This is a genomic window from Prochlorococcus sp. MIT 1341, from assembly GCF_034092415.1.
In the GTDB taxonomy this organism is placed as follows: domain Bacteria; phylum Cyanobacteriota; class Cyanobacteriia; order PCC-6307; family Cyanobiaceae; genus AG-363-P08.
Genome location: NZ_CP139304.1, coordinates 444,225 through 468,265, shown reverse-complemented (window position 1 = coordinate 468,265; position 24,041 = coordinate 444,225). Strand labels below are relative to the sequence as shown.

Genomic DNA, 24,041 nt, shown 5'->3' with positions numbered 1-24,041 from the left:
CTAGATTTTCGAGTTTTATACTAAAGTTTTTTCTATATACCTGAAATAGATTCGTCTGAGATTAAATCATCTTTTTGAGGATGAATTGCGAGGGATGATTCTTTGGCGACAAGCCTATTCAGTGCATTTACGAAGGCTTGAGCTGCGGCCACTACCACGTCTGTATCTGCTGAATGCCCTGAGTAGAGTTTGTTATTTCTCCGAAGCCGGATTGTTACTTCACCCATTGCATCTATTCCTTCGGTAACAGATTTCACAGAGAATTCGATCAATTCATTGGGTTCACCAGCCAGTGAATTTAGAGCTCGACATACAGCATCTACTGGTCCAGTGCCTACAGCAGCAGTACTTCTTTCTGGTCCGTTTTGATCGCTGAGAGTCACTGTTGCAGTGGGCTTTATGCTGTTTCCGCAACTGACTTGAACTAAGTGTAATTGAAAACGAGCCTCCGGTTGTTGAACTTGTTCACTAACAATTGCCTCAAGGTCTCTATCAGTGATGTCTCGTTTTCTATCTGCAAGATCTTTGAAACGTGCAAATGCCTCATTTAGGTCATCCCGAGTAAGGTCATAACCAAGTTCTTCGAGTCTTGCTCTTACTGCACTTCTGCCGCTTAGTTTGCCTAAGGAGATTCGATTATCTGTTAAGCCAACTGTTTGCGCATCAACTATTTCATAGGTAAGTCGGTTCTTTAGTACACCATCTTGATGAATACCTGACTCATGAGCAAAAGCATTGGCTCCAACAATGGCCTTGTTGGGTTGAACAACCATTCCAGTGAGATTAGAAACTAGTCGTGAGGTTTTCGTGATTTCTTCAGTACGAACTGCTGTTAATGGAGTTGGACTGTTTGACTCTCTACCAAAGAATGGGTTGAAATAATGACGTCTAACATGCAGTCCCATTACCAATTCTTCTAGAGCGGCATTGCCTGCTCTTTCTCCTATCCCATTAACAGTACATTCAAGTTGTCTTGCACCACATTTAACTGCTTCAAGGAAATTTGCGACTGCTAATCCTAAGTCATTGTGACCATGTACAGAAATTATCGCTTCATCAATATTTGGAACTTTTTTGTTGATATTCGAAATTAACTCCCCAAATTCTGATGGAGTTGTATATCCAACAGTGTCAGGGATATTGATAGTATTTGCGCCTGAAGAGATAGCTGTTTCTATAACTTGATATAAGAATTCTGGATCGCTCCTTCCAGCATCTTCACAGGAGAATTCAACATCATCTACAAAAGATTTTGCATAGGAAACCATTTCAGGAACTATTTCAAGAACTTCATCTCTAGATTTTTTTAGTTTGTGTTCTAGATGAATATCGCTAGTAGCAATGAAGGTATGAATTCGTTTGTTGCGTGCTGGAGCAATTGCTTCAGCGCAGGCTTTGATGTCTTTGCTGGATGCTCTTGCTAGCCCGCAAATAATGGGTCCTTCACCTCCACCGACCTGGTCGGCAATACGGTTTACTGCAGCAAAGTCTCCTTGGCTAGCAAAAGGAAAGCCTGCTTCTATAACATCAACGCCCAGTCTGGCAAGTTGTTGAGCTATGGCTAATTTTTCTTCCTGATTCAAGCTTGCCCCAGGGGATTGCTCTCCATCCCGGAGGGTGGTATCAAAAATTAGAACTCGTCCTGGATCCTTTGCCATTCATGCACCTTAAAGAGTGTCAGTCGACATGTGGAAAATTACCTTCATTCTAAGCTAGGAATAATTTTTTTAAGGGACATTGGATTCTTAATTGCTGTTCTTTACTCAATCCTCAGTGAGTGTTCATGGGCATCGTTTTGATCATTCTTTGACGACCTTTACCTAGATGGGGCTAGTGACATCCTAAATTCAATCAGCGGAGCACAGAATGTGTCCAAAGGACAACTAGCTCTTGTTTTACACGCGCATCTCCCCTATGTGCGTTCTGAGAATCCAACTTCTTTAGAAGCTGATTGGTATTTTCAAGCACTGATTGAGTGTTATTTGCCTTTATTGGAGTTGCTTGAGGAATCTCATGCAGCCGAGGATCAGTTCCCTCATATGACTCTGGGGATTTCGCCCACACTTCTTTCTTTATTAGCTGATAAGGAGCTTCAAGAGAGATTCCAGCCTTGGGTTTTACTTAGACTTGACCTTTTAAAGGAGGCGCCCCCACAGCTTTACAACGCAGCTAATCACCTTTCTAAGAGGATTAAGAAGCAATTGCTCCATTGGCAATCTATTAATGGAGACCTGATAAGTCGGTTTTCGTTTTTACAGAAAGAAGGAGTCTTAGATCTTTTGACATGCGCTGCCACTCATGGATATCTTCCTCTCTTGAGGGAGCATCCTGAAGCGGTTCGAGCTCAATTATTAACTGCTGTTAGAGAACATAGCAGGCTTATAGGTTCTCCACCATTAGGAATATGGCTACCTGAATGTGCTTATTACGAGGGCTTGGATAAGTTGATGTATGAGGTGGGTTTACGTTATGCAGTTTTAGATGGTCATGGTTTGCTTAATGCCAACCCTCGACCTCGTTATGGCATTTATGCTCCAATTTGTAGCACTAAAGGGGTAGCATTTTTTGGAAGAGATGCCGAATCCACTTTCCCTGTTTGGTCCTCTAGAGAAGGGTATCCCGGAGATTCCTCTTATCGTGAATTTCATAGAGATCTTGGTTGGGACTTTCCAAAAGAAAAACTTCAAGAAATTGGAATTAATGAACCAAGACCCTTAGGCCTCAAGCTTTATAGAGTTACTGGAGTCTCAACTCCTCTTGAGAATAAGGCTCCTTATGAACCTGATTTGGCAAGTTCTCTTGTGAAAGATCATGCAAGAGATTATTTACAAGGGCGGAAAAGCCAATTGAAGCAATTGAAAACATCTATGGTAGTTAACCCTTTGTTAGTGGCCCCATTTGATGCTGAGCTTTTTGGACATTGGTGGTTTGAAGGCCCAGAGTTTTTGTCTGAACTTTTTCGTCAAGCCCCAAGAGAAAACATCTCCTTTACGCGTTTAGTGGATTCGCTCTCAAATTCTCCTCGATTACAGTTAAGTGATCCATCGCCATCGAGTTGGGGACAAGGGGGGTATCACCATTATTGGCTTAATGAAACTAATGCTTGGGTTATTCCTGAGTGGAGCAAGGCTGGAAAGGCAATGATTGAATGTTGTGATCGTTTCAACGGTATAGGAGGAGAAAAGGATCGTCTTTTGAGGCAGGCAGCCAGAGAATTGCTTCTCGCTCAGTCCTCTGATTGGAGCTTTATTCTTAGGGCTGGAACCACTACTCAAATAGCCAAAGAGCGTATCCATAGACACCTCCAACGTTTCTGGAGCTTAGTTAATGCAGCTAATGACAAGGAAGATCTCTCGGATTCTTTGCTTTTAAGATTTGAGAACGAAGATTGTCTTTTCCCATTTGTTGATCCAAGAGATTGGACTCCTATGAGGAATTAGCTACTTGAACTAGGTATTCCGAAAACCATACCTCTACGTACTCGCCATGATGCTATCCAGAAAAGTTTCAACATAACCAATATAAGCTTAGGAAGTGGCAGGGTGTTTGCCAAAAAACGTGACCAATCTTTTCTGGGTAAACGGAAAAAAGTTGCAAAGAAATCTCTTAATTCATCTTCTTTAAAACTCATAAGACGACGAAGTCCGAATTGATATAAGCGATGGCGATTTACTAGCTCTGGGGACCATAGGACTTCCCATCCTTTTTTAGCTAAGGCTGATGAGTCAAGACTAGGTTTAACGGACATGGCTAAAGCAAGCTCTGCACCTAAAGCCGGCGCTCGGCGCAAAAGTGCCCCTACCATGTATCCAGAGGCAGGATGGACCATGCTTGCAGCGCCCCCAAAGGCTAGAAGAGGTTGATTCCTGTCAGGGAGGGGTAGATTCATTGGAAAAAGACAATGCTCTTCGTGAAGAATCTCCTTTATCTCAATGCCTCTAGATGAAAGACGTCTTTGCAACCTTTCTCTAAGAATATTCCAAGACAAGGGAGGTGAACATGCTAAGGATGTTTCTTCGGCAAAGAAAATGTCATCTCCAAAATCCATGGCATAAAGAAATGAGGGTGGTTCACATTTTTCTTTTTCTGTTAGGTGGTTTGGTCTGAAATCCATCAATACAAATTGATCCTTGCTGACTGGTGGAGAGCTGAATCGGCCAACCACTCCATAGGCAGCTTGCTCAGCAACTGGACCATGGTCAGGACGTCGTATAAATCGACTACGATGTCCACTTGCATCAATAACAAGTCTTGCCTTATATTTTTTCCCCGATTTACATAGGACCTCAGTTTCTGTACCTAAAACCCTTATTTCTTCAGCTGTTTCAAGATTCCAACTAAGATTTCGGCATCGTTTGAGGAGTGATTGTTGCAACGAGTTCTGATCAAACAGTCCATAATCAAAGTTATGGATAGTTGGATTTTTCCCTTGTCTACCAATACCGTCACCAAAATAGCTAACTGTATTGCTCCAGCGATGTCCTAGTAGCGATTCCAAACCTAGCGATTCAACTTCCTCTGCCCATATTCCATAGGTATTTGGCCACGGCTTATCTGGTGTATGTGATGCAAGAGCGGTGACATTTAGTCCTTGTTCAACTAGTTCAGCAACAATACAAAGGGCCGCAGGCCCAGCTCCCATTACAAGTACTTCGGAAAAATTGATCAATTTCAGTCTTTGGAAGAGTCTGCTGCTTGAGAAGGAGGAGCATTGTCTTGTTCAGTTTTTTCCTCGTCTTCATCAGCCTCGATTTTCTGTGGGACAAGAACTACTTCTGATAGCCGATCTCCTTGATCCAGCTTTTGGAGCCTAACCCCTGTAGCCGCTCTGGATTGTTGAGGAACTTTATCCGCACTTGTTCTTACAATCACTCCTCGTTCACTAACCAGCAGTAGCTCTTCTCCAGGTCCTAACACTTTTAGGCCAACTAGCTCGTCTCCCTCCCTGCGGAACTTTATTGCACGTAGCCCCATCCCTGCCCGTCTTTGAAGTCGAAATTGTGTTACGGGAACTCTTTTCCCAAGACCACTGGCAGAAGCAACTAGAACCCATGGCCCATCATTAACGTTCAAAGAATTGTTTTCATTGCTCTCGCTTAAATCATCTTCTAGTGACTGAGCAATTTGATCGGCTAATTCTATGGGAAGGACGTCCATGCTTACTAAGGAGTCATTCAAGCGCAAGTTCATGGCTTTTACTCCACGAGCAGTTCTGCCAAGTGGTCTGAGCTCTTCATCACTGACCCGAAAATGAATAGTCATTCCAGCTTTTGAACCAATAAGAACACTATCCCCAGAAAGAGCAAGCCTGACCCAAGTAAGAGAATCCCCATCTTCAAGACCAATCGCAATCAGTCCATTTGATCGGATTTTGCTAAAGGCTGAGAGTGGAGTTCGTTTAATAAAACCACCTTGAGTAAGCATTAAAAGGTAGTTGTCTTCCTCAAATGATGAAACAGATAGAAGAGACGTAATTGCCTCTTCTCTAGGGATTGGCAATAGTTGGACTACAGGGGTGCCTTTTGCAGTGCGACTACATTGAGGAACTCGATAAGTAGGGAGTGCATATGCCACTCCTCTATCGCTAAATAAAAGAAGAGTGTCATGATCATTGCAACTGATAAATAGTTTTACTGCTTCTTCAGCTTGACTCCTTGTCCCAGCTTTTCCTCTTGTTCCTCTGCTGGTAGATTCAAATTCACTTACAGGCATTCGTTTTAGATAGCCTGTTTCAGTAAGAAGAACTACAGAACGCTCATTAGCAATAAGATCAATATCCTCAAGGCCAGCCCCTAAATCGAGAATTTCAGTTCTTCTTGGCGTGTAGTACTTTTCACGAAGTTTAGTTAGCTCTTCTTGAATGATCCCAAAAACTCTTTCTCGACGATCCAGAATATCTTTGTAGTCTGTGATTTTTTTCAGCAGGTCTTCATGTTCCAGTCTGATTTTATCAGCTTCTAATGCCGTTAACCTACGAAGCTGCATCTGAAGAATTGCATCTGATTGAATTGCTGTTAGGCCATGTTGCTCTTGTAATTGATTCTTTGCAGTTGCAGTATCAGAAGCAGCTCGAATAAGTGCAATTATTGGGTCTAATTGGTTAAGTGCTAATAGTAATCCAAGTAAAATGTGATCTCTTTCTTCAGCTCTTCTTAGTAGGTATTTAGTTCGTCTTTCAACAGTTTCAACTCTAAAGTCTAGAAAAACTTGCAACATTTTGCGCAGGGTAAGCAAAATTGGCTCATCATTTACTAAAGCCAATAGATGCGCACTAAAGTTACTTTGCAAAGGAGTTAGTTTGAATAGGTTATTCAGAACTACTTGTGGATAGGCATCTCTTCTAAGTTCGACAACTATTCTCATGCCGTCCCTGTCACTTTCGTCTCGGATATCCGAGATTCCTTCGAGTTTTTTTTCGTTAACCATTTCTGCAATTCTTTCTATAAGTGCTGCTTTATTTGTTTGGTATGGCAATTCTGTAACGATTACTGCGTCGCGATCTGGCCGACCAGTCGCTTCAATGGTTTCTATGTTTGCCACGCCTCGCATTGTTACGGACCCTCTGCCTGCAAGATATGTTTCGCGAATGCCACTTCTTCCTAGAATCTGTCCCCCTGTTGGAAAATCTGGTCCAGGTATTATTTCTAAAAGTTGTTTTTCCTCTAATTCGGGATTTTTTATTAGTGCTTGCAGTCCATCAATAAGCTCACCAAGATTATGGGGAGGAATGTTTGTTGCCATTCCAACTGCTATTCCTGATGATCCATTTAGAAGCAGTTGTGGAATTCTTGCCGGTAAAACAGTAGGTTCTTGTTGTGAACCATCAAAGTTATCAGCAAAATCTACTGTTTCGGATTCGATATCTTCTAGAAGACTGTCAGTTGTAAGCGCCTTTAGGCGTGATTCTGTATATCTCATTGCTGCAGGTGGATCGTTGTCAACAGATCCAAAATTTCCATGCCCATCAATTAATGGCATCTGCATTGAGAAGTCTTGCGCCATTCGCACAAGGGCGTCATATACAGCTGTATCCCCATGTGGGTGATATTTACCAAGTACCTCGCCTACGACACGGGCACATTTTCGATAAGGCCTATCGCTGGTAAGCCCTAACTCGTACATTGCATAGAGGATTCGCCTGTGAACAGGCTTTAAACCATCTCTCGCGTCTGGCAGGGCTCTACCAACGATCACACTCATCGCGTACTCCAGGTAGGAGCGCGACATTTCATTTCGTAGGTCAGTTTGGATGATCCGGTCGTCGGAATCTCCGGGACCGCCGCTACTTGGTCCCAATGGATCAGCCATATAAAAGCTGTTTACCAGACATAAGGTTATCTCGGCGGCTGTTCAGTTGCGCAAAAGCTTCTAAAAAGCTATATCTTCCGGTAGTTGAAGCTTTTTATCCTTTCGCGATCATCTTATCCTGAGCTTTGTTTTTGGGGTGTGATAGTGAGGCTCATTCCCTTGCAGTCGATTAGAGCGAAAGTGTGCTTAAAGTTTTTTTTGAATCTGATCTGGATCCACCACATCTCCAGTCCTCTTCCCCCTCCAGTTGTTATTTTGGCGGAACTTAATTGAGGCAGTGGTGAATATTCAGCTCGGGCGCTCCAAGGTCGTTCGTCGTGCCTATGGAATTGATGAAATCGCATTAGTGCCAGGGAGTCGGACTGTTGACCCCGAAGTCACTAAAACTAACTGGACCATTGGAGGGATTGAACGTGAGATCCCAATTATTGCAAGCGCTATGGATGGAGTTGTGGATGTAAATATGGCAGTTTCTTTAAGTAAATTGGGGGCTCTAGGGGTCTTGAATTTAGAAGGTATACAGACTCGGTATGCCAACACTTCATCTGTATTGGAAGAGATTTCATCAGTAGGGAAGAACGATTTTGTTCAGTTGATGCAAAAAATTTATAGCGAACCCATACAGAAGGAATTAATTCGCACGCGTATAGTTGAAATTAAGGCAAAGGGAGGCATCGCAGCTGTTAGTGGTACCCCTGCAGCTGCAATTAAATTTGGCGAGATTATCTCTAAAGCAGGCGCTGATATTTTCTTTGTTCAAGCAACGGTTGTATCAACTGAACATATAGGTCCAAAAGGTCGAGAAATCCTTGATCTTAAAAAACTATGCTTAGAGATGGGAATACCTGTTGTAATAGGAAATTGCGTTACTTATGAAGTGGCCTTGCAGCTTATGGATGCAGGAGCTGCGGGTGTAATGGTAGGCATTGGCCCTGGTGCTGCTTGCACTTCTAGAGGTGTTCTAGGTGTAGGGATCCCTCAGGCTACGGCTGTAGCAGATTGTGCAGCTGCTCGTTCTGATTATGAAAAAAAGACAGGCAGGTATGTTCCTGTGATAGCTGATGGTGGAATTGTGACAGGCGGGGATATCTGTAAATGTATTGCTTGTGGCGCTGATGCTGTCATGATTGGATCTCCTATTGCTAGAGCGGAGGAGGCCCCTGGCCGAGGTTTTCACTGGGGAATGGCAACGCCTAGTCCAGTATTGCCAAGAGGAACTCGAATAAACGTGGGTACAACAGGAAACCTTGAGCGTATTCTTCGTGGACCAGCTTTGCTTGATGATGGCACCCATAATTTATTAGGTGCTTTGAAGACTTCGATGGGGACTCTTGGGGCAAGAACTCTTAAGGAGATGCAGAACGTAGAAGTGGTTGTAGCACCTTCTCTTCTTACAGAAGGGAAGGTGTACCAAAAGGCACAGCAATTAGGGATGGGAAAGTAATTCGTTATTGCCAAATTAATTGGTCTCTGCTTAGCCAAGCGCTAGTATTTATATGTGAGGGCTTCGGCCCACACACTCCTCACACACACTGCCCGACGCGTTCGGGCTTTTTGTTTTTTAGATACGTTACCGTCACATTTCACACAGTTAACGGGCCAATCCCTGAAAAAAGCAGCAACGGTTGCTAAGTTTCATCGAGATAATTGGCTTTAGGAATGTCAACTGCTTCTGCTGTTACAGATGCCTCTTTTGAGCAGGACGTCCTTCAGAGTTCAGTCCCTGTTTTGGTTGATTTTTGGGCTCCTTGGTGTGGTCCTTGTCGAATGGTTTCACCAATAGTTGATGAAATCTCTAAGGAGTTTGAGGGGAAGATCAAGGTCTTCAAGCTCAATACGGACGAGAATCCAAATGTTGCCAGTCAATATGGAATAAGGAGTATTCCCACATTGATGGTTTTTAAGGGGGGGCAAAAAGTCGACACTGTTGTTGGTGCCGTGCCTAAGGCGACTCTCTCTGCAACAATCTCAAAGTACCTTTGACTTAAGACTAGTTAAAAGCTTGGGCTGTAAAGCTTTAAATAGCTAGCTACTAGTCAAGTGCTCGATTTTGAGTACTAAAAGCAATTAAACGTTTTCTTCTGATGGTTCGCCTTGGCCTAATTGATTACGGCATGGGCAATATGCATTCTGTGCAACAGGCCTTCTTTAGGTTAGGGAGGTCTCTAGAGCTAGTTAAATCTCCTTTGGATCTCAATCAGTGTGATGCATTGATTTTGCCTGGAGTAGGTAGTTTTGATCCCGCAATGGGAAATTTGGAAGAATGCAAATTAGTTTCACCGATTAGAAATTGGGCAAAAGAAGGTAAGCCTCTTCTAGGAATATGCCTTGGTTTGCAATTGTTGTTTGAAGGCAGCGATGAAGGTCAGTCTGAGGGATTGGGAATTTTTAAAGGGCAAGTGAGATTGCTCCCAGATGATGTTGGGGAACGTATTCCCCATATGGGATGGTCTCCTTTGATCAAGAGAAAATCGTGCCCTCTTTTTGATGAAGGGTCACAAGATTGGATGTATTTTGTACATTCATATGCAGCATTTCCTTCGATTGATCGCGATATTGCTGCAACAACATGCTTTGGACAGAGAAAAGTAACTGCTGTTGTATGGAAGAAGCGCTTGGGGGCCTGTCAATTTCACCCTGAGAAGTCTTCTCTTGCTGGACAGGGTCTCTTGGCCAACTGGTTGAATTGGTTGGATTTAGGGGCTCCTGCTTGGGATTAAAAGGCTATTTAAGAATTTCTGGTGGTAGAAAGCTGCTTAGCCCTGTAGGGGTTGGTACTAGGCCTACAACAGGTCGAGTTAGGGAGGCGGTTATGAATTTAATAGCCGGGAGGCTAAGAGGGGCTATATGGCTAGATCTCTGTAGTGGAAGTGGCGCTGTGAGTTGTGAAGCTATGCAGCGCGGGGCGAAATATGTTGTAGCAGTAGAAAAAAATGTAAAAGTTGCAAAAATCTGTAAGTCAAATCTTTTAGCTACGCAGTCTGGATTAAATCCTCGGCCAGAAGTTGAATGTATTTGTGGTGAGGTCTTGAAATGGCTCAGTAGGAACCCTCAACAAAATTTAGCCGTTGAAACTAAGCAAAAATTTTTTTTTGATTTTGTGTATATAGATCCTCCATACGGATCTGATCTGTATTTTCCTGTATTAAGAAGTCTGTTGAAGGGCTATTGGATAAATAGAGACTCTGTTGTCCTTTGTGAGTACTCTTCTGATCTAGATATGGAAATACCAAGCCCTTGGGTTTTAGTTGATAGAAGGCAGTATGGAGATTCTTCTTTACTTCTGGTTAGCCCACCAGAGAACTATCTCGACGATACTGATTCCAGGCCGCTACGAACAGACCTAGAAGAGTAACGGGTATTAACCCTAGAACTATGCCGCAAAGAAGAGGTTCGATCATGATTTCACGTTTTAGTGGCCGATCAAGCAGAATTGTTTGATGCACATTAATTTATCGTGCCGGGCCCGATTTCAGTAGATCAACCAAAAATCACTAGAGGCATCGGTCTCGTAAGAGCTCTTGTTGTGCTTGCCTCAATCACATGCCTAATTTTGGTTTTTTGGTTTTTACTTATTTCACAGAAAGATCCATATGTGAATGCCGTCCTGGAGATTGAAGGATCAAAAAGAAATGGCGCAAAGCTATATAGGATGAATTGTGCAGGTTGTCACGGTATACAGGCTCAAGGGCTTGTAGGCCCAAGCCTTAACGAAGTGGCGGCTTTACGAACTGATTCTGAACTCATTAAACAAGTTGTGAGTGGTAGGACCCCCCCTATGCCAAGTTTTGAATTAGAGGAGGAGACTATGGCTGATTTGTTGGCTTATCTCCATTCTTTGTCTTGAGTTGGATTCGTGAATGAAAATATAAAAATTGTTTTAGTTGAGCCAGCTGGGGAGATAAATGTTGGCAGCGTTGCAAGGCTTTGTTCCAATTTTGGCCTTAACGAAATTCGTTTTGTTTCTCCTCGTTGCAATGTCGTTTCTACCCAGGCAAAGAGGATGGCCCTAAAGGGAGCAGCTTTGCTCGAAAAATCAAGAAGTTTCTATTCATTGCTTGATGCGGTTTCTGATTGCACAAGAGTAGTCGCAACATGTGCACGTATTGATCATGGGGAGATTCCTCTTGAGGGCCCTTCAAGAGCCCTCCCTTGGTTGCTAGATGGTGTTGATAATGGTTCCGTTGCAATTGTGTTTGGCAGAGAAGATCGAGGCCTTAGCAATGATGAGTTACTTCTAGCGCAAAGAGTTTTAAAGCTGGAAATGAATTCCGAATACCCATCTTTGAATCTTTCGCATGCTGTAGCTATAGCTTTATATGAATTACAAAGGTTTCAATTTGATTTTGCTTCTCATAGCGAGAAGTCTTTTAAAAATATCCTTGCTACACCTCTTCAGTTAGGAGATTGTCTCGAGGATGCTGAAAAGCTGTTGATCGATGTTGGATTTCTTCTTGAACATACTTCTAAAGCGAGAATGTCCAAGGTTAGAGCTCTTTTGAATCGGTCGGAAGTAAGGCCTGAAGAAGTTTCTCTTATTAGAGGAATGATTCGGCAACTTCGCTGGGCTTTAAATAGCTCTCGCTCTTAACCTCAGGTGGCTCTTTAGGAGATTTTGGCTTTTGACTAGAAGTGGCTCTACCTCGACTCCTAAAAATTGGGTATTTTTTTTGAGGTCAACTATAAGATTGGCCATTCTTGGAATTGGGTTTGGTCTAGTTATAGGAAGCGCAATAAAAATGCTAAGGCCATCTTCTGTTAGGGATTTTGAGCTTAAAAATGTGTTTAACAAAGGGGTTGATTCTAGTGATTCTTTGATTTCTCGAATAAGAAAATCCTCCAACAAAAATCAAAGCTACAAATTAGAGTTAGGAAGTTTTAACCCTAAAACTGAAGTTATTGAATTGAGTTCCCGTTGGGCTTCTATAGCAAAACAGCATCCCGATCTAATAGTGAGTGCATATATGCTTATTTTGGATGATGGAAGATACGCAAAATATAATCCAGATATTGAATTACCTGCAGCCAGTTCAATTAAGACAGCAGTTCTTATTGCATTACTTCAACAAGTTGAAACAGGGAAGATTAGATGGAATGAACTGCTTGAATTAAAGGAAGATGTGATTGCGGGTGGAGCAGGTTGGATGGCTCTTAAACCAATAGGGACAGTATTTCCGGTTCATGATACTGCGACAGAAATGATTAGGGTAAGTGATAATACTGCAACAAACCTCTTAATTAAGAGGATTGGTGGCCTAGATTTTTTAAATGCTAATTTTAAAGCTTTAGGATTAAAATCTACAATTATAAATAATTTCCTTCCTGATTTATCAGGAACAAATATTACAAGTGCGAGAGATCTAGCAATGGCTATTGCACTTGTAGATACTGGTAAGGTTCTAGGCACTAGAGCAAGGGACCTTTTTAGAGAAGTAATGAGCACATCTGTGAGCAATCGTTTGATCCCTGCAGGCTTACTTAAAGGCCTTGGAGTTAATGAGGAAGACCCAGATAAGACTCTGCTAATAAAGGGTTATCGTGTCTATAATAAAACAGGAGATATAGGAATTGCATACGCTGATGCAGGTTTAATAGAGCTTCCTGATGGAAGGAGGGCAGTCGCAGGGTTTTTAGTTAAGGGTCCTTTTAATGACCCTAGATCAAGGGAAATGATTAGAGATTTAGTTGCTTCAATGATCCCAACGCTTGTGAGGTTATAATCTTCTCATGAAAAACATTTTTATTAGCGCCTAAAATTATTTTGTAATCTATTTCTGTGTCTAGATGCCCATCTAAAGCTAATCATTTTTAGATAAATGAGTATGGTTCTTAACTCTTATTACTGAATAGAAATAGTCAGTTTTGATGATTTATTTATGTATATAATTTTAGCTAATTGACAGACTGTTGTATAGCGAGAATGAATGATTGAACCTTTTCTCTTTAAGTATTTTTGTTGATTTGTGCAATCTTTCTCTTTTCGTGTGAGATTCTTTCAGTGACCTTCATTTGCAATACTTTTGCCTCTTCTTCTGGAAAATTCTCACGAGCTATTTAACTTTTACGGTGGAAAATTGTTTTGTTGGTTCAATTGCTTGTTTTCTTTTCACATGAAATAAAAATCAAAAAAAACAAAATCTAAAAATTTTTCGTTTTTTTTTGTATCAGGCATACCAAATACATCTGCTGTTTTTTTTGCGAATGCACTCCTTCAGACTTGCTTCATGGCATGTATGAGTGAAGAATTGGCTGATCTGTTTAGCTGCCCATGTTCCTAAGGCCCATTGTGCTGCAGTGACTCTCCGCTTTTGTTTGGCTGGTTTATTTTTGCTTTGTGGTTTTTTTTTGTTCGGGCTAAAAGTTTTTCTAGGAACTATCTCGTATTTTTTCTTGAACGTTTTATTGTTTACAGGATCGCCTGGGGCCCAAGCTTGTGAAACAATCCCTTATGAACATAGAAGTTAGACCGTGAGTTCATCTAGGAAGAGAAGGGTCTTCCCCTTTACAGCTGTTATAGGGCAAGAAGAGATGAAATTAGCTCTTTTGCTCAATGTCATCGACCCACGAATTGGAGGGGTCATGATTATGGGAGATAGGGGTACTGGGAAATCCACAACAATTAGAGCCTTAGCAGATCTCCTGCCAGGTATAAAAGTTGTTGCTGGCGACCCATACAACAGTTCCCCAACAGATCCTGATTTGCAGAGTAGTGATGTTCAGCAAAGACTGGATAATGGAGAACAGCTTCCAGTGGAGCAAAGCCAGGTACCAATGGTTGATTTGCCGCTCGGAGCAACAGAAGATCGACTATGCGGAACTATTGATATTGAAAAAGCACTGAGTGAAGGTGTCAGAGCCTTTGAACCTGGTTTGCTTGCAAAGGCGAATAGGGGATTGCTCTATGTGGATGAGGTGAACCTTCTAGATGATCATCTTGTTGATGTACTTTTGGACTCCGCAGCTTCTGGTTGGAATACTGTTGAACGAGAGGGCGTTTCAGTGCGACATCCCGCCCGGTTTGTCTTAATTGGTTCAGGTAATCCAGAGGAGGGAGAATTAAGGCCACAACTTTTAGACCGTTTCGGGATGAGTGTCGAAGTAAGAACTGTTCGAGAAGCCCAATTACGTGTCCAGGTTGTTGACCAGCGGACTGCTTTCGATGCTGACCCTGATAGTTTCGTGAATGCTGTCAACTCAGATCAGGAGGCTTTGCAGAGAAGAGTCGTTGATGCGCAGGAAAGGCTGGATAATGTCAAAGTAGATGACGATCTTCGCTTGAGAATATCTTCTGTATGTGGTGAGTTAGACGTAGATGGTTTAAGGGGCGATATTGTTACAAATAGGGCAGCTAGGGCGCTTGCTGCTTTTGAAGGTAGGACGGAAGTTTCTGAAGAGGATGTGGCTAGAGTTGTTTCTTGTTCTTTACGCCATCGCCTTAGAAAAGATCCCTTAGAGCAGGTTGACTCTGGTGATCGGGTCGTAAAGGTTTTCTGTAAGGTTTTTGAGAGAAGCGAAGACGCAGATCGATCTGATTTTGAACTTGCCTTAGCGAGCTGATTCCTTGAGAATAATTGGCATTGATCCAGGCTTGGCGCGTGTTGGCTATGGGGTGGTTGATGTAGATAGTCAACAGATGAATATGCTTGATTGCGGAATAATATGTACTGATTCTTCTCATCAAGAGGGAGACAGATTGGTAGAAATAGCTAGAGATCTTCGAAAGTTAATTCGAATTTGGGAGCCAGAGCTCGCTTCCGTTGAGAAGTTCTTTTTTTATCGTTCAAGCACCACCATTAGTGTTGTTCAGGCTAGGGGAGTTTTGATGATGACCTTGGCTAGGTTTTCAATACCTATTGTTGAGTTTCCACCCATGCAAGTGAAACTTGCTCTTACAGGATCTGGAAAAGCTGACAAGAACGAAGTTCTTGACTCGGTAATGCGGGAATTAAAACTAATTAATCCTCCCAGGCCAGACGATGCTGGAGATGCACTTGCAATTGCTTTGACAGCATGGTTTCAGCGATGACTCCAAACCTCACTATTAAAGAACAAAAGAGAAGGTTTTTTCTTAATCTTCGAAAAGATGAGAATGTGGTTACTCAGAAATTAATTTTTCAGGAAGTATCAAAGTATTTAAATCACTTTTTAAGTTATCAGAATTCCGATGGATATATAGGAATTTATTGGCCATTAAGTGGAGAGATTGATTTGCGATCGTTATCTAAATGTTTAAATTTCTCCTTGGCGCTTCCAGCTTCAGATCTTGATGGTGGTCTTTCTTATCATCCTTGGAAAGACTTTCCCCTTGGCAAAGATGTCTACGGGATTCCTGCTCCGATTCACTTACCTAGTCTTTCAGCTAAAGATCTCAAGCTTCTTCTCGTCCCAGCTTTGTCTATAGATAAAGCTGGGATAAGGTTGGGATATGGAGCTGGCTGTTTTGATCGTCTGAGAAGTATTGATCCTTGGCGATCAATTCCAGCCCTTGTTGTCTTGCCACAGGCTTGCGTATCATCCAATCTATTGCCGTGTGATTCCTGGGACGTGCCTTTTAATGGTTGGATTAGTGAAACAGGGATCACTTTTTGCTCATCAAAGAACAGATGAATCAAGACTCAAATGCCACCTTCAAGAGCTTTGGTAGCAAAGCCTTAGACGAGATGGTCTCTAAATTGCAAAGGACCATGGATCCGAAGAGGAAATATGAGTATGTTTTATGGCTTTCAAAGAAACTTCCTGGATTTGACCCTGAGAGGTTCCCTAAATCAGTAAGGGTTAAAGGGTGTGTTTCACAAGTTCATATTTATGCCGAACTTATCAATGAAAAACTTCAGTGGTATGGATATTCAGATGCCCTTATAACAAGAGGTCTGCTTGCTTTATTGATTAATGGTTTATCTGGGTTGTCGCCAGAAGAGGTTTTAGCAATAGATCCAGGCTTCATAGCTGAGACTGGTTTACAGGTCAGTCTTACGCCATCACGAGCGAATGGTTTTATGAATATTCTTTTAACTATGAAGAGTCTTGCTAATGATATTAAGACTGCTCAAGCTTAAGGCCCCTCGAGTTCATAAAGTTGTGAACCTGCTAACAGTTCAGTAAAGCTTAGTTATGAATAAAAGAATTGGCATAGGACTGCTTGGTCTAGGCACAGTTGGCACTGGTGTCATGAACATCATGAGGAATGCTGCCGGGAGGCATCCTCTTGTTCATCAGTTGGACCTGGTTCGTGTAGCGGTAAGAGATTTAAAACGGGAAAGAAATGTTGAGGTTTCTCCTCTTTTACTCACGAGCAATCCCCAAGATGTTGTTGACGACCCAGCTGTTGAAATAGTTGTGGAGGTGATGGGGGGAATTGAACCAGCAAGACAATTAATTTTGAGATCAATTGCTGCAGGGAAATCTGTTGTAACGGCCAATAAGGCTGTTATTGCAAGACATGGTGAAGAGATTGCAATTGCAGCATCTAAATCAGGTGTTTATGTCCTAATTGAGGCAGCTGTAGGTGGGGGGATACCGATTATTGAGCCATTAAAACAATCTCTAGGAGCTAATCGCATTGATCGAGTTAGCGGAATTATTAATGGGACAACTAATTACATACTTAGTCGAATGACAAAAGAGGGAGTTCCTTATCCCAAAGTCCTAAAAGAAGCTCAGCAACTTGGCTTTGCTGAAGCTGATCCTGCTTCAGATGTTGAAGGCCTTGATGCTGCTGATAAGATCTCTATTCTTAGTCGATTGGCTTTTGGAGGACTAATAGATCGTGAGGCTATTCCTACTAGAGGAATCAGCGATTTAAAAGCACTTGATATTGACTATGCTAAACAACTTGGCTATTGCGTAAAACTGCTTGCCGTATCTGAACGTTTTGACAAAGATACTATTCTTGAAAAGTCTTTATCACTCGGTGTTCGTGTTCAACCTACCCTTATCCCAATAGATCATCCATTGGCTGGGGTGAATGATGTGAATAACGCGATACTCGTAGAAGGTGATCCTATTGGAGAGGTTATGTTTTATGGCCCTGGTGCTGGTTCCGGGCCTACTGCTTCAGCTGTTGTTGCTGACATATTAAATATTGCGGGTATTAGTCAGGTTGCTGCAAGGAGAGGTTCAGTTGACCCTCTCCTTGCAGCGGCTAGTTGGCGTAAATGTCATTTGGTGGACCCCAAAAAAATTGTTCAAAGAAATTATGTGCGTCTTAGAGCAGTAGATACTCCTGGTGTTATTGGATCTATAGGAACTTGCTTTGGGAAGGAGGGTGTCTCTATTCAATCAATTGTTCAATTTGATGTGTCTGAAGGTAATGCGGAAATTGTTGTTATAACTCATGCGGTGAGCCATGGTCAGATGACGGATGCTCTGATTGCTATTCAAGCGCTGCCTGAAGTAAAAGGAATTTCAGCTCATTTGGGATGTCTTTAAAGGTTAAGACAAGTTTTTCTGGTCTTTTCTTTAAAAGAGTTGCTATATGTGTAATGGAGATAAGTTTGCAGATGCTGACTTCTCCTGGCCGGCGTTCAAAGAGAACGTTTTTATGATGCCAAAAGTACAACAATTCTCCTTACTCGGAATACAACCTGTTATGGATCTCCATCAGGGCGACTGTGTGCAACTCACAACTAGTGACGACTTGTTTCAAGTGATTGGTGTAGATGATCATCACAACCGATGTTGGCTAAGGAGATGGCCATTACTACCTAAAGGTTCTCCTGTCTTTGAAGTGTCAATGAAGCATATATCAACTTCAAGAACTTTCTCTAAGCTATCCATTAATTAAGTCTATTTGTTTCTTTGACTAGTAAGAAATTCACTTGTTTCAGTTCAAACACATTTTTGAGTTCTTTTATAGCTTATTTTTTATTACTCATAAATTTATTTTTATTTTCTTCATGCAAACCTGACAAGGTTAACTCACGTATTGTTGTAGCTAGTGCAGGTAAAATAACATCTTTAGACCCAGCACAGGCAAGTACTTTTGATGTACTTCAGCTTCTAAGTGGCTTGGGTGACACGCTTTATAAATTTGATCAAAATGGTTCTTTAATCCCGCGCTTGGCATCGGAATTACCAATTTTTAGTGATTTAGGCAAGACAATTACGATTCCACTTCGTAAGGATATTTATTTTCACGACGGCACACCTTTTAATTCTTATGCAATGGCATTTACCTTTAGGAGGTTTATGCGTATTGGCAGGTTGAATTACCTGATAGGAGGAAGAATATCTTCAATTGAAACTCCTTCACCTTACTTAATACGTTTAAGGCTTACAAGAGCTTCAAGTTCAATTGAGGGATTGCTTACATCAATAAACCTTACTCCTGTTTCTCCGACTGCTTATTCTGACCATCAAAATAAATTCCTTAATGATCGCTTCATAGGAACTGGCCCGTATAAATTAACTAGATTTAATAGGCAACAGCAAAGGTTGGATCCTTTTCACTTGTATTGGGGTAAACCTGCTCAAAATAAGGGCATTGATTTTATTAAACTCAGCAATTCAACTGCTCTTTTTGGTGCGATGAAGAGTGGAGAGATAGATGTACTTTTATCAAATGCTTTAGATGAGGATCAGCATCTGGCATTACACAAGATGTCATTAAATGGAAACTTACGAGAAGGTTTGGGTAGAGCTCTTGAAATTGGGTACATTACTTTTAGAAGTAACATTGAGCCTTTAAGTAATCCAATCATTAGGACTGCCCTTTCCTATAGCTTAGATAGGAAACTTATAGTAGATAGGGTTAGTTATGGTTTAAGGAAGCCTTTAAGGTCTTTGCTTCCTCCAACTTTAAAGTCTATTGAAGATAGTCCTTGGCCAAGTTATAATCCAGTAAAAGCATATTCGCTATTTAAGAGTGTTGGTTATTGTGATGATAAAAAGCTAACTATTCCTTTTACTTTTCGCTCAAATGTTCCTGCCGACAAGCTTCTTGCCTTGACATGGAAGGAGCAAATTGATAGAGACCTTTCTGACTGTCTCAAACTTACATTGCAGGGTGTTGAATCTATTACTGTTTACAAGCAACTTGGCCAAGGGGCTTTTGATGCTGTAATGCTTGACTGGCGAGGCTCTTATCCAGGCATTGAGGCGTATTTAACGCCTTTGTTAAGTTGTAGCAAGTTCAGAGACTCATACTGTGAGGAGGGAGAAGCCGCTATTAGTGGAAGCTTTTGGTCTTCTTTCGGATTAGAGGAAAGTTTGCAACTTAGTGATAAAACAGTTGGAGATCAACGTAAAGAGCTTTTGAACTCTGTCGAAAGAATGGCAGCAAAGGGTGGTGCTTATTTGCCGGTTTGGCTAGTCACCCCAAAAGCATGGGCACAGAGTCGTTTAGCTGTCCCTGAATTTGATGGAAGTGGACAACTTTTGCTTGAGCGACTTAGGGAACATTGATTATGACTAAAGACAGATCACTTCTTCGTTATTGCTTATCAAGGTTGGCTCTTGCACCTGTGATGCTTTGGTTGGTTTCATCAATAGTCTTTTTACTTTTAAGGGTTGCCCCAGGAGATCCTGTAGATGCAGTTCTTGGTATTCGTGCCACAGCTTCTGCTCGTGACGCTCTTAGGGCCCAACTTGGTTTAGACCAATCTCTTTGGCATCAATACGTTCACTTTCTAAGAGGTTTATTACATGGTGATTTGGGCCAAGCATTGATCAACCAAGAACCTGTATCAAAGATTATTTACTCTTCTTTACCTGCAAGCATTGAGCTTGCCTTTTTTGCCTTGCTTTTTGCAATCTTTTTGGGTTTTTCAGTTGGCTTTAGCGCTGTAGCTAAACCTGATCAAAAGATAGATCTTATGGGTCGCTTTTATGGGATAGGAACGTATGCTTTGCCTCCATTTTGGGCGGCGATGATGGTCCAACTTCTCTTTGCGGTAATTTTGGGCTGGCTGCCTGTGGGAGGTCGCTTCCCTCCATCATTGTTGATGCCTGAAGGGACAGGATTTCTTGTTTTAGACAGTATTCGTGCAGGTGACCCTATCGCTCTTCAAGGTGCATTAAGGCATTTGTTGTTACCTGCCGGAACTCTTGGGGTATTACTTAGCGGCATTTTTAGCCGAGCATTGAGGCTGAATCTTTCTAGATCTTTGAACTCTGATTATGTAGAAGCTGCTAGAAGTAGAGGACTTAGAGAGAGACGGGTAATTGTTAGACACGCACTTCCAAATGCTTTGCTCCCAGTTCTTACGATTATGGGAATTACCATTGCTTCATTAATAGGTGGTGCATTACTTATAGAGCTAACTTTCTCTTGGCCTGGTATAGCATTGAGACTTCAGGAAGCAATATCTCAGAGAGACTATCCCGTTGTACAGGGAATAGTTGTTGTTGTCGCAGCCCTAGTTGTCTTTGTAAGTGTTGTAGTTGATTTGTTGGTTGCAGCTATAGACCCACGAATTAATTACTGATACTTAGTAGGTTCCGAACAGCCGATTGGCTTAGACGATGCATTCGAATATCACCCATTTTTTTGTGAAAAGAATCTTCTGATTTTGTTGGTTTTTTATTTTCTAAAAACTCAATAAAATTAGCAATTTCTTGAGCTAATAGACGTTGAACTTGTAGAGGTTTTATTCCAACTAGATCTTCCCCAAATCTAAAAAGATCTTCAGAATCTGATTTGAGTGTATTTTTTTCAACTCTTATTGGAGAAAAATGGCTAGCACCTTCTATTATAACGACTCGACTATTTTTATTTATAGGGGTTGCAAGTAATAACCCTAGTTGTTCACTTAGTGGTGGGGTTATCAGATCTAGTGTCCCTCCAGCAATTAGGACAGGAACATTTATTGATGCATCACCATTTTTAGGCCATAGCAAGCTGCCAAAGCTGTTTAGAGCAACGATTGCTTTAAGATCTGAGATCTTTTCTCTATTATTTATATCCACATCATTTAATTGGCATTGCAAGAGTTGTGAGAGATTGGTTAGAGATAAATCTTCAAGTGCTTTTTTGCATCGTCTTTCTAATCCAGGAATAGGAGTTGCACCTCCAGCTATGAAAGCTGTTAGTGCACCAAGAGAATGCCCCATGAGCACCAACTTTTCTTTCCGTATTTTCAACGCACCTGTTTTTTTAGCTAATAGGACTGCCTTTAGATCCTCCATCCTTTCTGGAATAACCTCAGCTCCAGGCGCAGCCTCCCTGCCCTCAAGTAACGCTTTCACAGCTTTACTGTCACTACCAGGGTGTTCAAGAACGACGACAGACCATCCTTTTTGATTTAGATATCTAGCCAGCCATCTAAAATGATTTTGGCTACCGCCCAGTCCTGGCATTAGAAGAACCCAACTTTCTCTCTCTTGATTGCTATTAGAGGAATTCCAGACTTCCAAGACTAAAGGATTAGAGCGATGCTTAACTTCTAAAGAGATCAATTCTTGTTTTAGGCTCTTAGAAGAATTACCGATAGCCTGATTCTTTTCTAAAAATTGCGAAGAGGGGAGTCTGCTAAGAGCAGCAGAAAGCCTTTGTTGACTTTTTAATTGAAGTCTCCATCTATTTGCTATTTGAAATAGAGCATCTAAATCCAAACGGATATTTACTGCTGGTAAAGCTTCTAGAAGATCTAGGGTGCTTACTTCTGTTTGTCTTTCGAGCAATCTTTCTAGAGTTTCGAATAATTTGCTACCACTGCTGTCCATATCAACCAATAATAAGTCACTTACTTCGTCTAAAAGTTGCTGCCCCGCCCAACTTCTCAGCATTTGTCTTCCCATGCTGAGTTCCTTTAACAAGGGCGCTTTGAGGATTTTTATAAGGCCTTCACGGTTTTCTGGCTCTAGCAAATTTAGCCAATTGGCTAATTCAGAATTGTTTTTTTTTAGACGTCCCCATTCTGTTAATTCTTTAATTGAAACTGGGATAACTGTTCCATCGATGACGACTTCCAGTTGATCAGCCGCCTCTAACTTTGAAATGGGTGCCCAAGAGAGCAGCAGACTGCTAAATAGTAATAGCGCGATTCTTTTTGTTGATTTCCTTAGTGTCAAAGCTGAATCCAGGGAGATGGTGGGGCCAGTTTCCAGTAACTCTTCAGTTGGTGACCAGAATCCGTTTTTTGGCCTCTTTAGGGGCTGGTGGAGTTATTTATTTAACTCCAATGGCTTTTAATAAGATTGGTTTTAATGCTACCCAAGTAGGAATTGGTATTGCCATTGCGGCGTTAATTGGAACATTTACAAGGTTGCTAAGTGGTTTTCTCCTTGATCGTAGAGTTTCATGCTCCTTGTTAGTAAGTACGGCTTGTTTTCTGACAATATTTGCTGATTTATCGCTTTTTAGAGCCAATAGCTTTAATACATACTTATTTGGGCAAGTCTTGATAGGTGCTTCTGCAGGTATTTATTGGCCAGCTGCTGAGTTAGCAGTCCCATTTGGATGTGGGGAGTTTCCTTCTAGGCGTGGCTATGCCCTAGTAAGAAGTTCAGATGCTTTAGGAATGAGTCTAGGAGCTTTGTTTGGAACCATTACTGCAGCAGTAGGTTATATCCGTCTCGTCTACTTGTTTGATACTTTTTGCATGATTATCTTATTAAATTTATTGAGGAAAAGTTCATTATTAAAGCCTTATGACCAAAATAATGACTCTGCGATATCAGTCTCAAAGTTAACAAATAATATGGTAAAATATCCCTTTTTTATTGAGCTTATTCCCATTTTAATAGTTAGTCTTATCGCTACTGGAATCTTTGCCATGCTCCAGAGTGCTTTACCTCTTGATATGGTTCGAGGTGGTCTTGAAAGGCCTCCTCTCTCTGAAGCTACAAGTGGATCAATTATTACAATGCAACTTTGCCTATTAGTTTTTTTGCAGTGGCCAGTAGGCAGATGGCTTGCAGATAGAACAATAAGATTTGGATTACTACTTAGCCTTCTCAATTTAGGTTCGGGCTGCTACCTTCTTGCCTATTCGGCGACCATAAAAAATGGTGTATTAATAATCTTTGGGGCTCAAATATTTTTTTCTATTGGATTGGCAGCATTTCTACCTACCGCAACCCAGGCAGTTATTGACATAACACCTTTTAATAAAAGAGGCCTAGCATTGGCACTATTCTCGCAATGCTTTGCCTTTACAGCATTGATTGCTCCTTTGATTACTGGTTGGTTCCTTGACACTAACTCACATGCCTATGATTTATGGCTTTTAATGGCAGCATTATGCATACTTTTGATCCCTATCCTTCGTTTAGTAAGACCATTGAGAAGTGCTAATTGACTTTAAATAAACAAGACATAATGATCTTATTGATTTTCACTCTGATCTGTAACGCTTCCTTGTCTTAGTGACTCCATCTCTAAAAGCCGTCGTTCTCTAAGGAAGAGAAATAATGGAGCTGCGAATGCAAATGCTATTGTAAACATAGTTAAAAAGACGATCCATAGATTCCTCATCTGAAGCCTTTTGCTTTCATTTAATATCCAAATTGTTATTGCAGATGCACCTATAAGTAGGTCACTTGTTAGAGATCTAGAGGCAGCATTTTCGTTTGCCATCCTAAAAAAAAGTAAAACATCAAAACCTGGTCCATGTTCACTTATGAAATCTATATTTGCTTGCATTGTGAAAAATGCGCCAAGACAAGCAAGTAATAAGTAGACCAGACTTAAATAGTTTCTAGAGCTCATCAAAGTTTTCATCAATAATTAAATTCTAGTGTACTTTGTGTGGCTTTTCATCCTTAATTATGCATTAATATTTTTGTCTTTGTCT

At 41.4% G+C, this 24,041-nt stretch carries 22 protein-coding genes and 1 pseudogene; 17 read left to right on the top strand and 6 right to left on the bottom strand.

What is annotated here, in order from left to right; translation table 11 throughout:
• Nucleotides 1-32: 32 nt before the first annotated feature.
• Nucleotides 33-1,658 carry a 2-isopropylmalate synthase gene (locus SOI84_RS02355; protein WP_320674810.1) on the bottom strand — a complete coding sequence of 542 codons (1,626 nt, stop codon included), beginning with the start codon at nucleotides 1,656-1,658 and terminating at the stop codon, nucleotides 33-35.
• Nucleotides 1,659-1,868: 210 nt separating this feature from the next.
• Here SOI84_RS02355 and SOI84_RS02350 point away from each other — a divergent pair, with 210 nt between their 5' ends.
• Entirely contained in the window at nucleotides 1,869-3,440 is a 1,572-nt protein-coding gene (locus tag SOI84_RS02350; RefSeq protein WP_320674809.1) for a glycoside hydrolase family 57 protein, read from the top strand.
• Here SOI84_RS02350 and crtL read toward each other — a convergent pair.
• Nucleotides 3,437-4,675, bottom strand: a complete 1,239-nt coding sequence (crtL, locus tag SOI84_RS02345; RefSeq protein ID WP_414153616.1) for a lycopene beta cyclase — start codon at nucleotides 4,673-4,675, stop codon at nucleotides 3,437-3,439. The genes SOI84_RS02350 and crtL overlap by 4 nt on opposite strands.
• Complete coding sequence (gene gyrA / locus SOI84_RS02340) at nucleotides 4,672-7,308, bottom strand: DNA gyrase subunit A (RefSeq protein ID WP_320674807.1); 2,637 nt, start codon at nucleotides 7,306-7,308, stop codon at nucleotides 4,672-4,674. The genes crtL and gyrA overlap by 4 nt, the downstream gene beginning before the upstream one ends.
• A gap of 280 nt (nucleotides 7,309-7,588) precedes the next feature.
• Between gyrA and SOI84_RS02335 the strand changes: the two genes are divergently transcribed.
• The 4 genes and pseudogenes from SOI84_RS02335 to rsmD form a co-directional block, all read left to right on the top strand.
• Nucleotides 7,589-8,752 carry a GuaB3 family IMP dehydrogenase-related protein gene (locus SOI84_RS02335; RefSeq protein ID WP_320674806.1) on the top strand — a complete coding sequence of 388 codons (1,164 nt, stop codon included), beginning with the start codon at nucleotides 7,589-7,591 and terminating at the stop codon, nucleotides 8,750-8,752.
• A gap of 215 nt (nucleotides 8,753-8,967) precedes the next feature.
• A complete protein-coding gene (trxA, locus tag SOI84_RS02330) occupies nucleotides 8,968-9,291 on the top strand; it encodes a thioredoxin (RefSeq protein WP_320674805.1) in 324 nt (107 codons plus the stop codon).
• 101 nt (nucleotides 9,292-9,392) lie between these two features.
• On the top strand, nucleotides 9,393-10,028 hold the full coding sequence (hisH, locus tag SOI84_RS02325; RefSeq protein ID WP_414153607.1) for an imidazole glycerol phosphate synthase subunit HisH: 636 nt from the start codon (nucleotides 9,393-9,395) through the stop codon (nucleotides 10,026-10,028).
• A pseudogene (gene rsmD, locus SOI84_RS02320) lies at nucleotides 9,995-10,585 on the top strand (16S rRNA (guanine(966)-N(2))-methyltransferase RsmD); the annotation flags it as partial. The gene hisH and the pseudogene rsmD, both read left to right, overlap by 34 nt.
• Before the next feature lie 10 nt (nucleotides 10,586-10,595).
• Here rsmD and petG read toward each other — a convergent pair.
• Nucleotides 10,596-10,709: a cytochrome b6-f complex subunit V gene (petG, locus tag SOI84_RS02315; RefSeq protein ID WP_320674804.1), complete on the bottom strand. Its 114-nt coding sequence runs from the start codon at nucleotides 10,707-10,709 to the stop codon at nucleotides 10,596-10,598.
• A 56-nt stretch (nucleotides 10,710-10,765) separates the two neighbouring features.
• Between petG and SOI84_RS02310 the strand changes: the two genes are divergently transcribed.
• From SOI84_RS02310 to SOI84_RS02260, 11 genes are all read left to right on the top strand, one after another.
• Nucleotides 10,766-11,155 carry a cytochrome c gene (locus tag SOI84_RS02310; RefSeq protein WP_320674802.1) on the top strand — a complete coding sequence of 130 codons (390 nt, stop codon included), beginning with the start codon at nucleotides 10,766-10,768 and terminating at the stop codon, nucleotides 11,153-11,155.
• Nucleotides 11,156-11,164: 9 nt separating this feature from the next.
• On the top strand, nucleotides 11,165-11,899 hold the full coding sequence (locus SOI84_RS02305) for an RNA methyltransferase (RefSeq protein ID WP_320674801.1): 735 nt from the start codon (nucleotides 11,165-11,167) through the stop codon (nucleotides 11,897-11,899).
• Nucleotides 11,900-11,996: 97 nt separating this feature from the next.
• Nucleotides 11,997-13,028: a serine hydrolase gene (locus SOI84_RS02300; protein WP_320674800.1), complete on the top strand. Its 1,032-nt coding sequence runs from the start codon at nucleotides 11,997-11,999 to the stop codon at nucleotides 13,026-13,028.
• 748 nt (nucleotides 13,029-13,776) lie between these two features.
• On the top strand, nucleotides 13,777-14,865 hold the full coding sequence (gene bchI / locus SOI84_RS02295; RefSeq protein ID WP_320674799.1) for a magnesium chelatase ATPase subunit I: 1,089 nt from the start codon (nucleotides 13,777-13,779) through the stop codon (nucleotides 14,863-14,865).
• Nucleotides 14,866-14,869: 4 nt separating this feature from the next.
• Entirely contained in the window at nucleotides 14,870-15,334 is a 465-nt protein-coding gene (ruvC, locus tag SOI84_RS02290) for a crossover junction endodeoxyribonuclease RuvC (protein WP_320674798.1), read from the top strand.
• Entirely contained in the window at nucleotides 15,331-15,915 is a 585-nt protein-coding gene (locus SOI84_RS02285) for a 5-formyltetrahydrofolate cyclo-ligase (protein WP_320674796.1), read from the top strand. Before ruvC ends, SOI84_RS02285 begins: the two co-directional genes overlap by 4 nt.
• A complete protein-coding gene (locus SOI84_RS02280) occupies nucleotides 15,912-16,364 on the top strand; it encodes a SufE family protein (protein ID WP_320674795.1) in 453 nt (150 codons plus the stop codon). The genes SOI84_RS02285 and SOI84_RS02280 overlap by 4 nt, the downstream gene beginning before the upstream one ends.
• Nucleotides 16,365-16,419: 55 nt before the next feature.
• Nucleotides 16,420-17,736, top strand: a complete 1,317-nt coding sequence (locus SOI84_RS02275; RefSeq protein WP_320674794.1) for a homoserine dehydrogenase — start codon at nucleotides 16,420-16,422, stop codon at nucleotides 17,734-17,736.
• A 112-nt stretch (nucleotides 17,737-17,848) separates the two neighbouring features.
• Nucleotides 17,849-18,091, top strand: coding sequence for a hypothetical protein (locus SOI84_RS02270; RefSeq protein WP_320674793.1), 243 nt, complete (start codon nucleotides 17,849-17,851; stop codon nucleotides 18,089-18,091).
• Nucleotides 18,092-18,147: 56 nt separating this feature from the next.
• On the top strand, nucleotides 18,148-19,710 hold the full coding sequence (locus tag SOI84_RS02265; protein ID WP_320674792.1) for an ABC transporter substrate-binding protein: 1,563 nt from the start codon (nucleotides 18,148-18,150) through the stop codon (nucleotides 19,708-19,710).
• A gap of 2 nt (nucleotides 19,711-19,712) precedes the next feature.
• Nucleotides 19,713-20,732, top strand: coding sequence for an ABC transporter permease (locus SOI84_RS02260; protein ID WP_320674791.1), 1,020 nt, complete (start codon nucleotides 19,713-19,715; stop codon nucleotides 20,730-20,732).
• On the opposite strand, the gene SOI84_RS02255 is transcribed toward SOI84_RS02260, so the two are convergent.
• Entirely contained in the window at nucleotides 20,722-22,317 is a 1,596-nt protein-coding gene (locus tag SOI84_RS02255) for an alpha/beta hydrolase (RefSeq protein ID WP_320674790.1), read from the bottom strand. The genes SOI84_RS02260 and SOI84_RS02255 overlap by 11 nt on opposite strands.
• On the opposite strand from SOI84_RS02255, the gene SOI84_RS02250 reads away from it, so the two are divergent.
• Nucleotides 22,311-23,546 (top strand): MFS transporter, encoded by a 1,236-nt coding sequence (locus SOI84_RS02250; protein WP_320674789.1) that lies wholly within the window; start codon nucleotides 22,311-22,313, stop codon nucleotides 23,544-23,546. The genes SOI84_RS02255 and SOI84_RS02250 overlap by 7 nt on opposite strands.
• Nucleotides 23,547-23,572: 26 nt before the next feature.
• On the opposite strand, the gene SOI84_RS02245 is transcribed toward SOI84_RS02250, so the two are convergent.
• Nucleotides 23,573-23,956, bottom strand: coding sequence for a DUF2834 domain-containing protein (locus tag SOI84_RS02245; protein WP_320674788.1), 384 nt, complete (start codon nucleotides 23,954-23,956; stop codon nucleotides 23,573-23,575).
• Nucleotides 23,957-24,041: the final 85 nt, after the last annotated feature.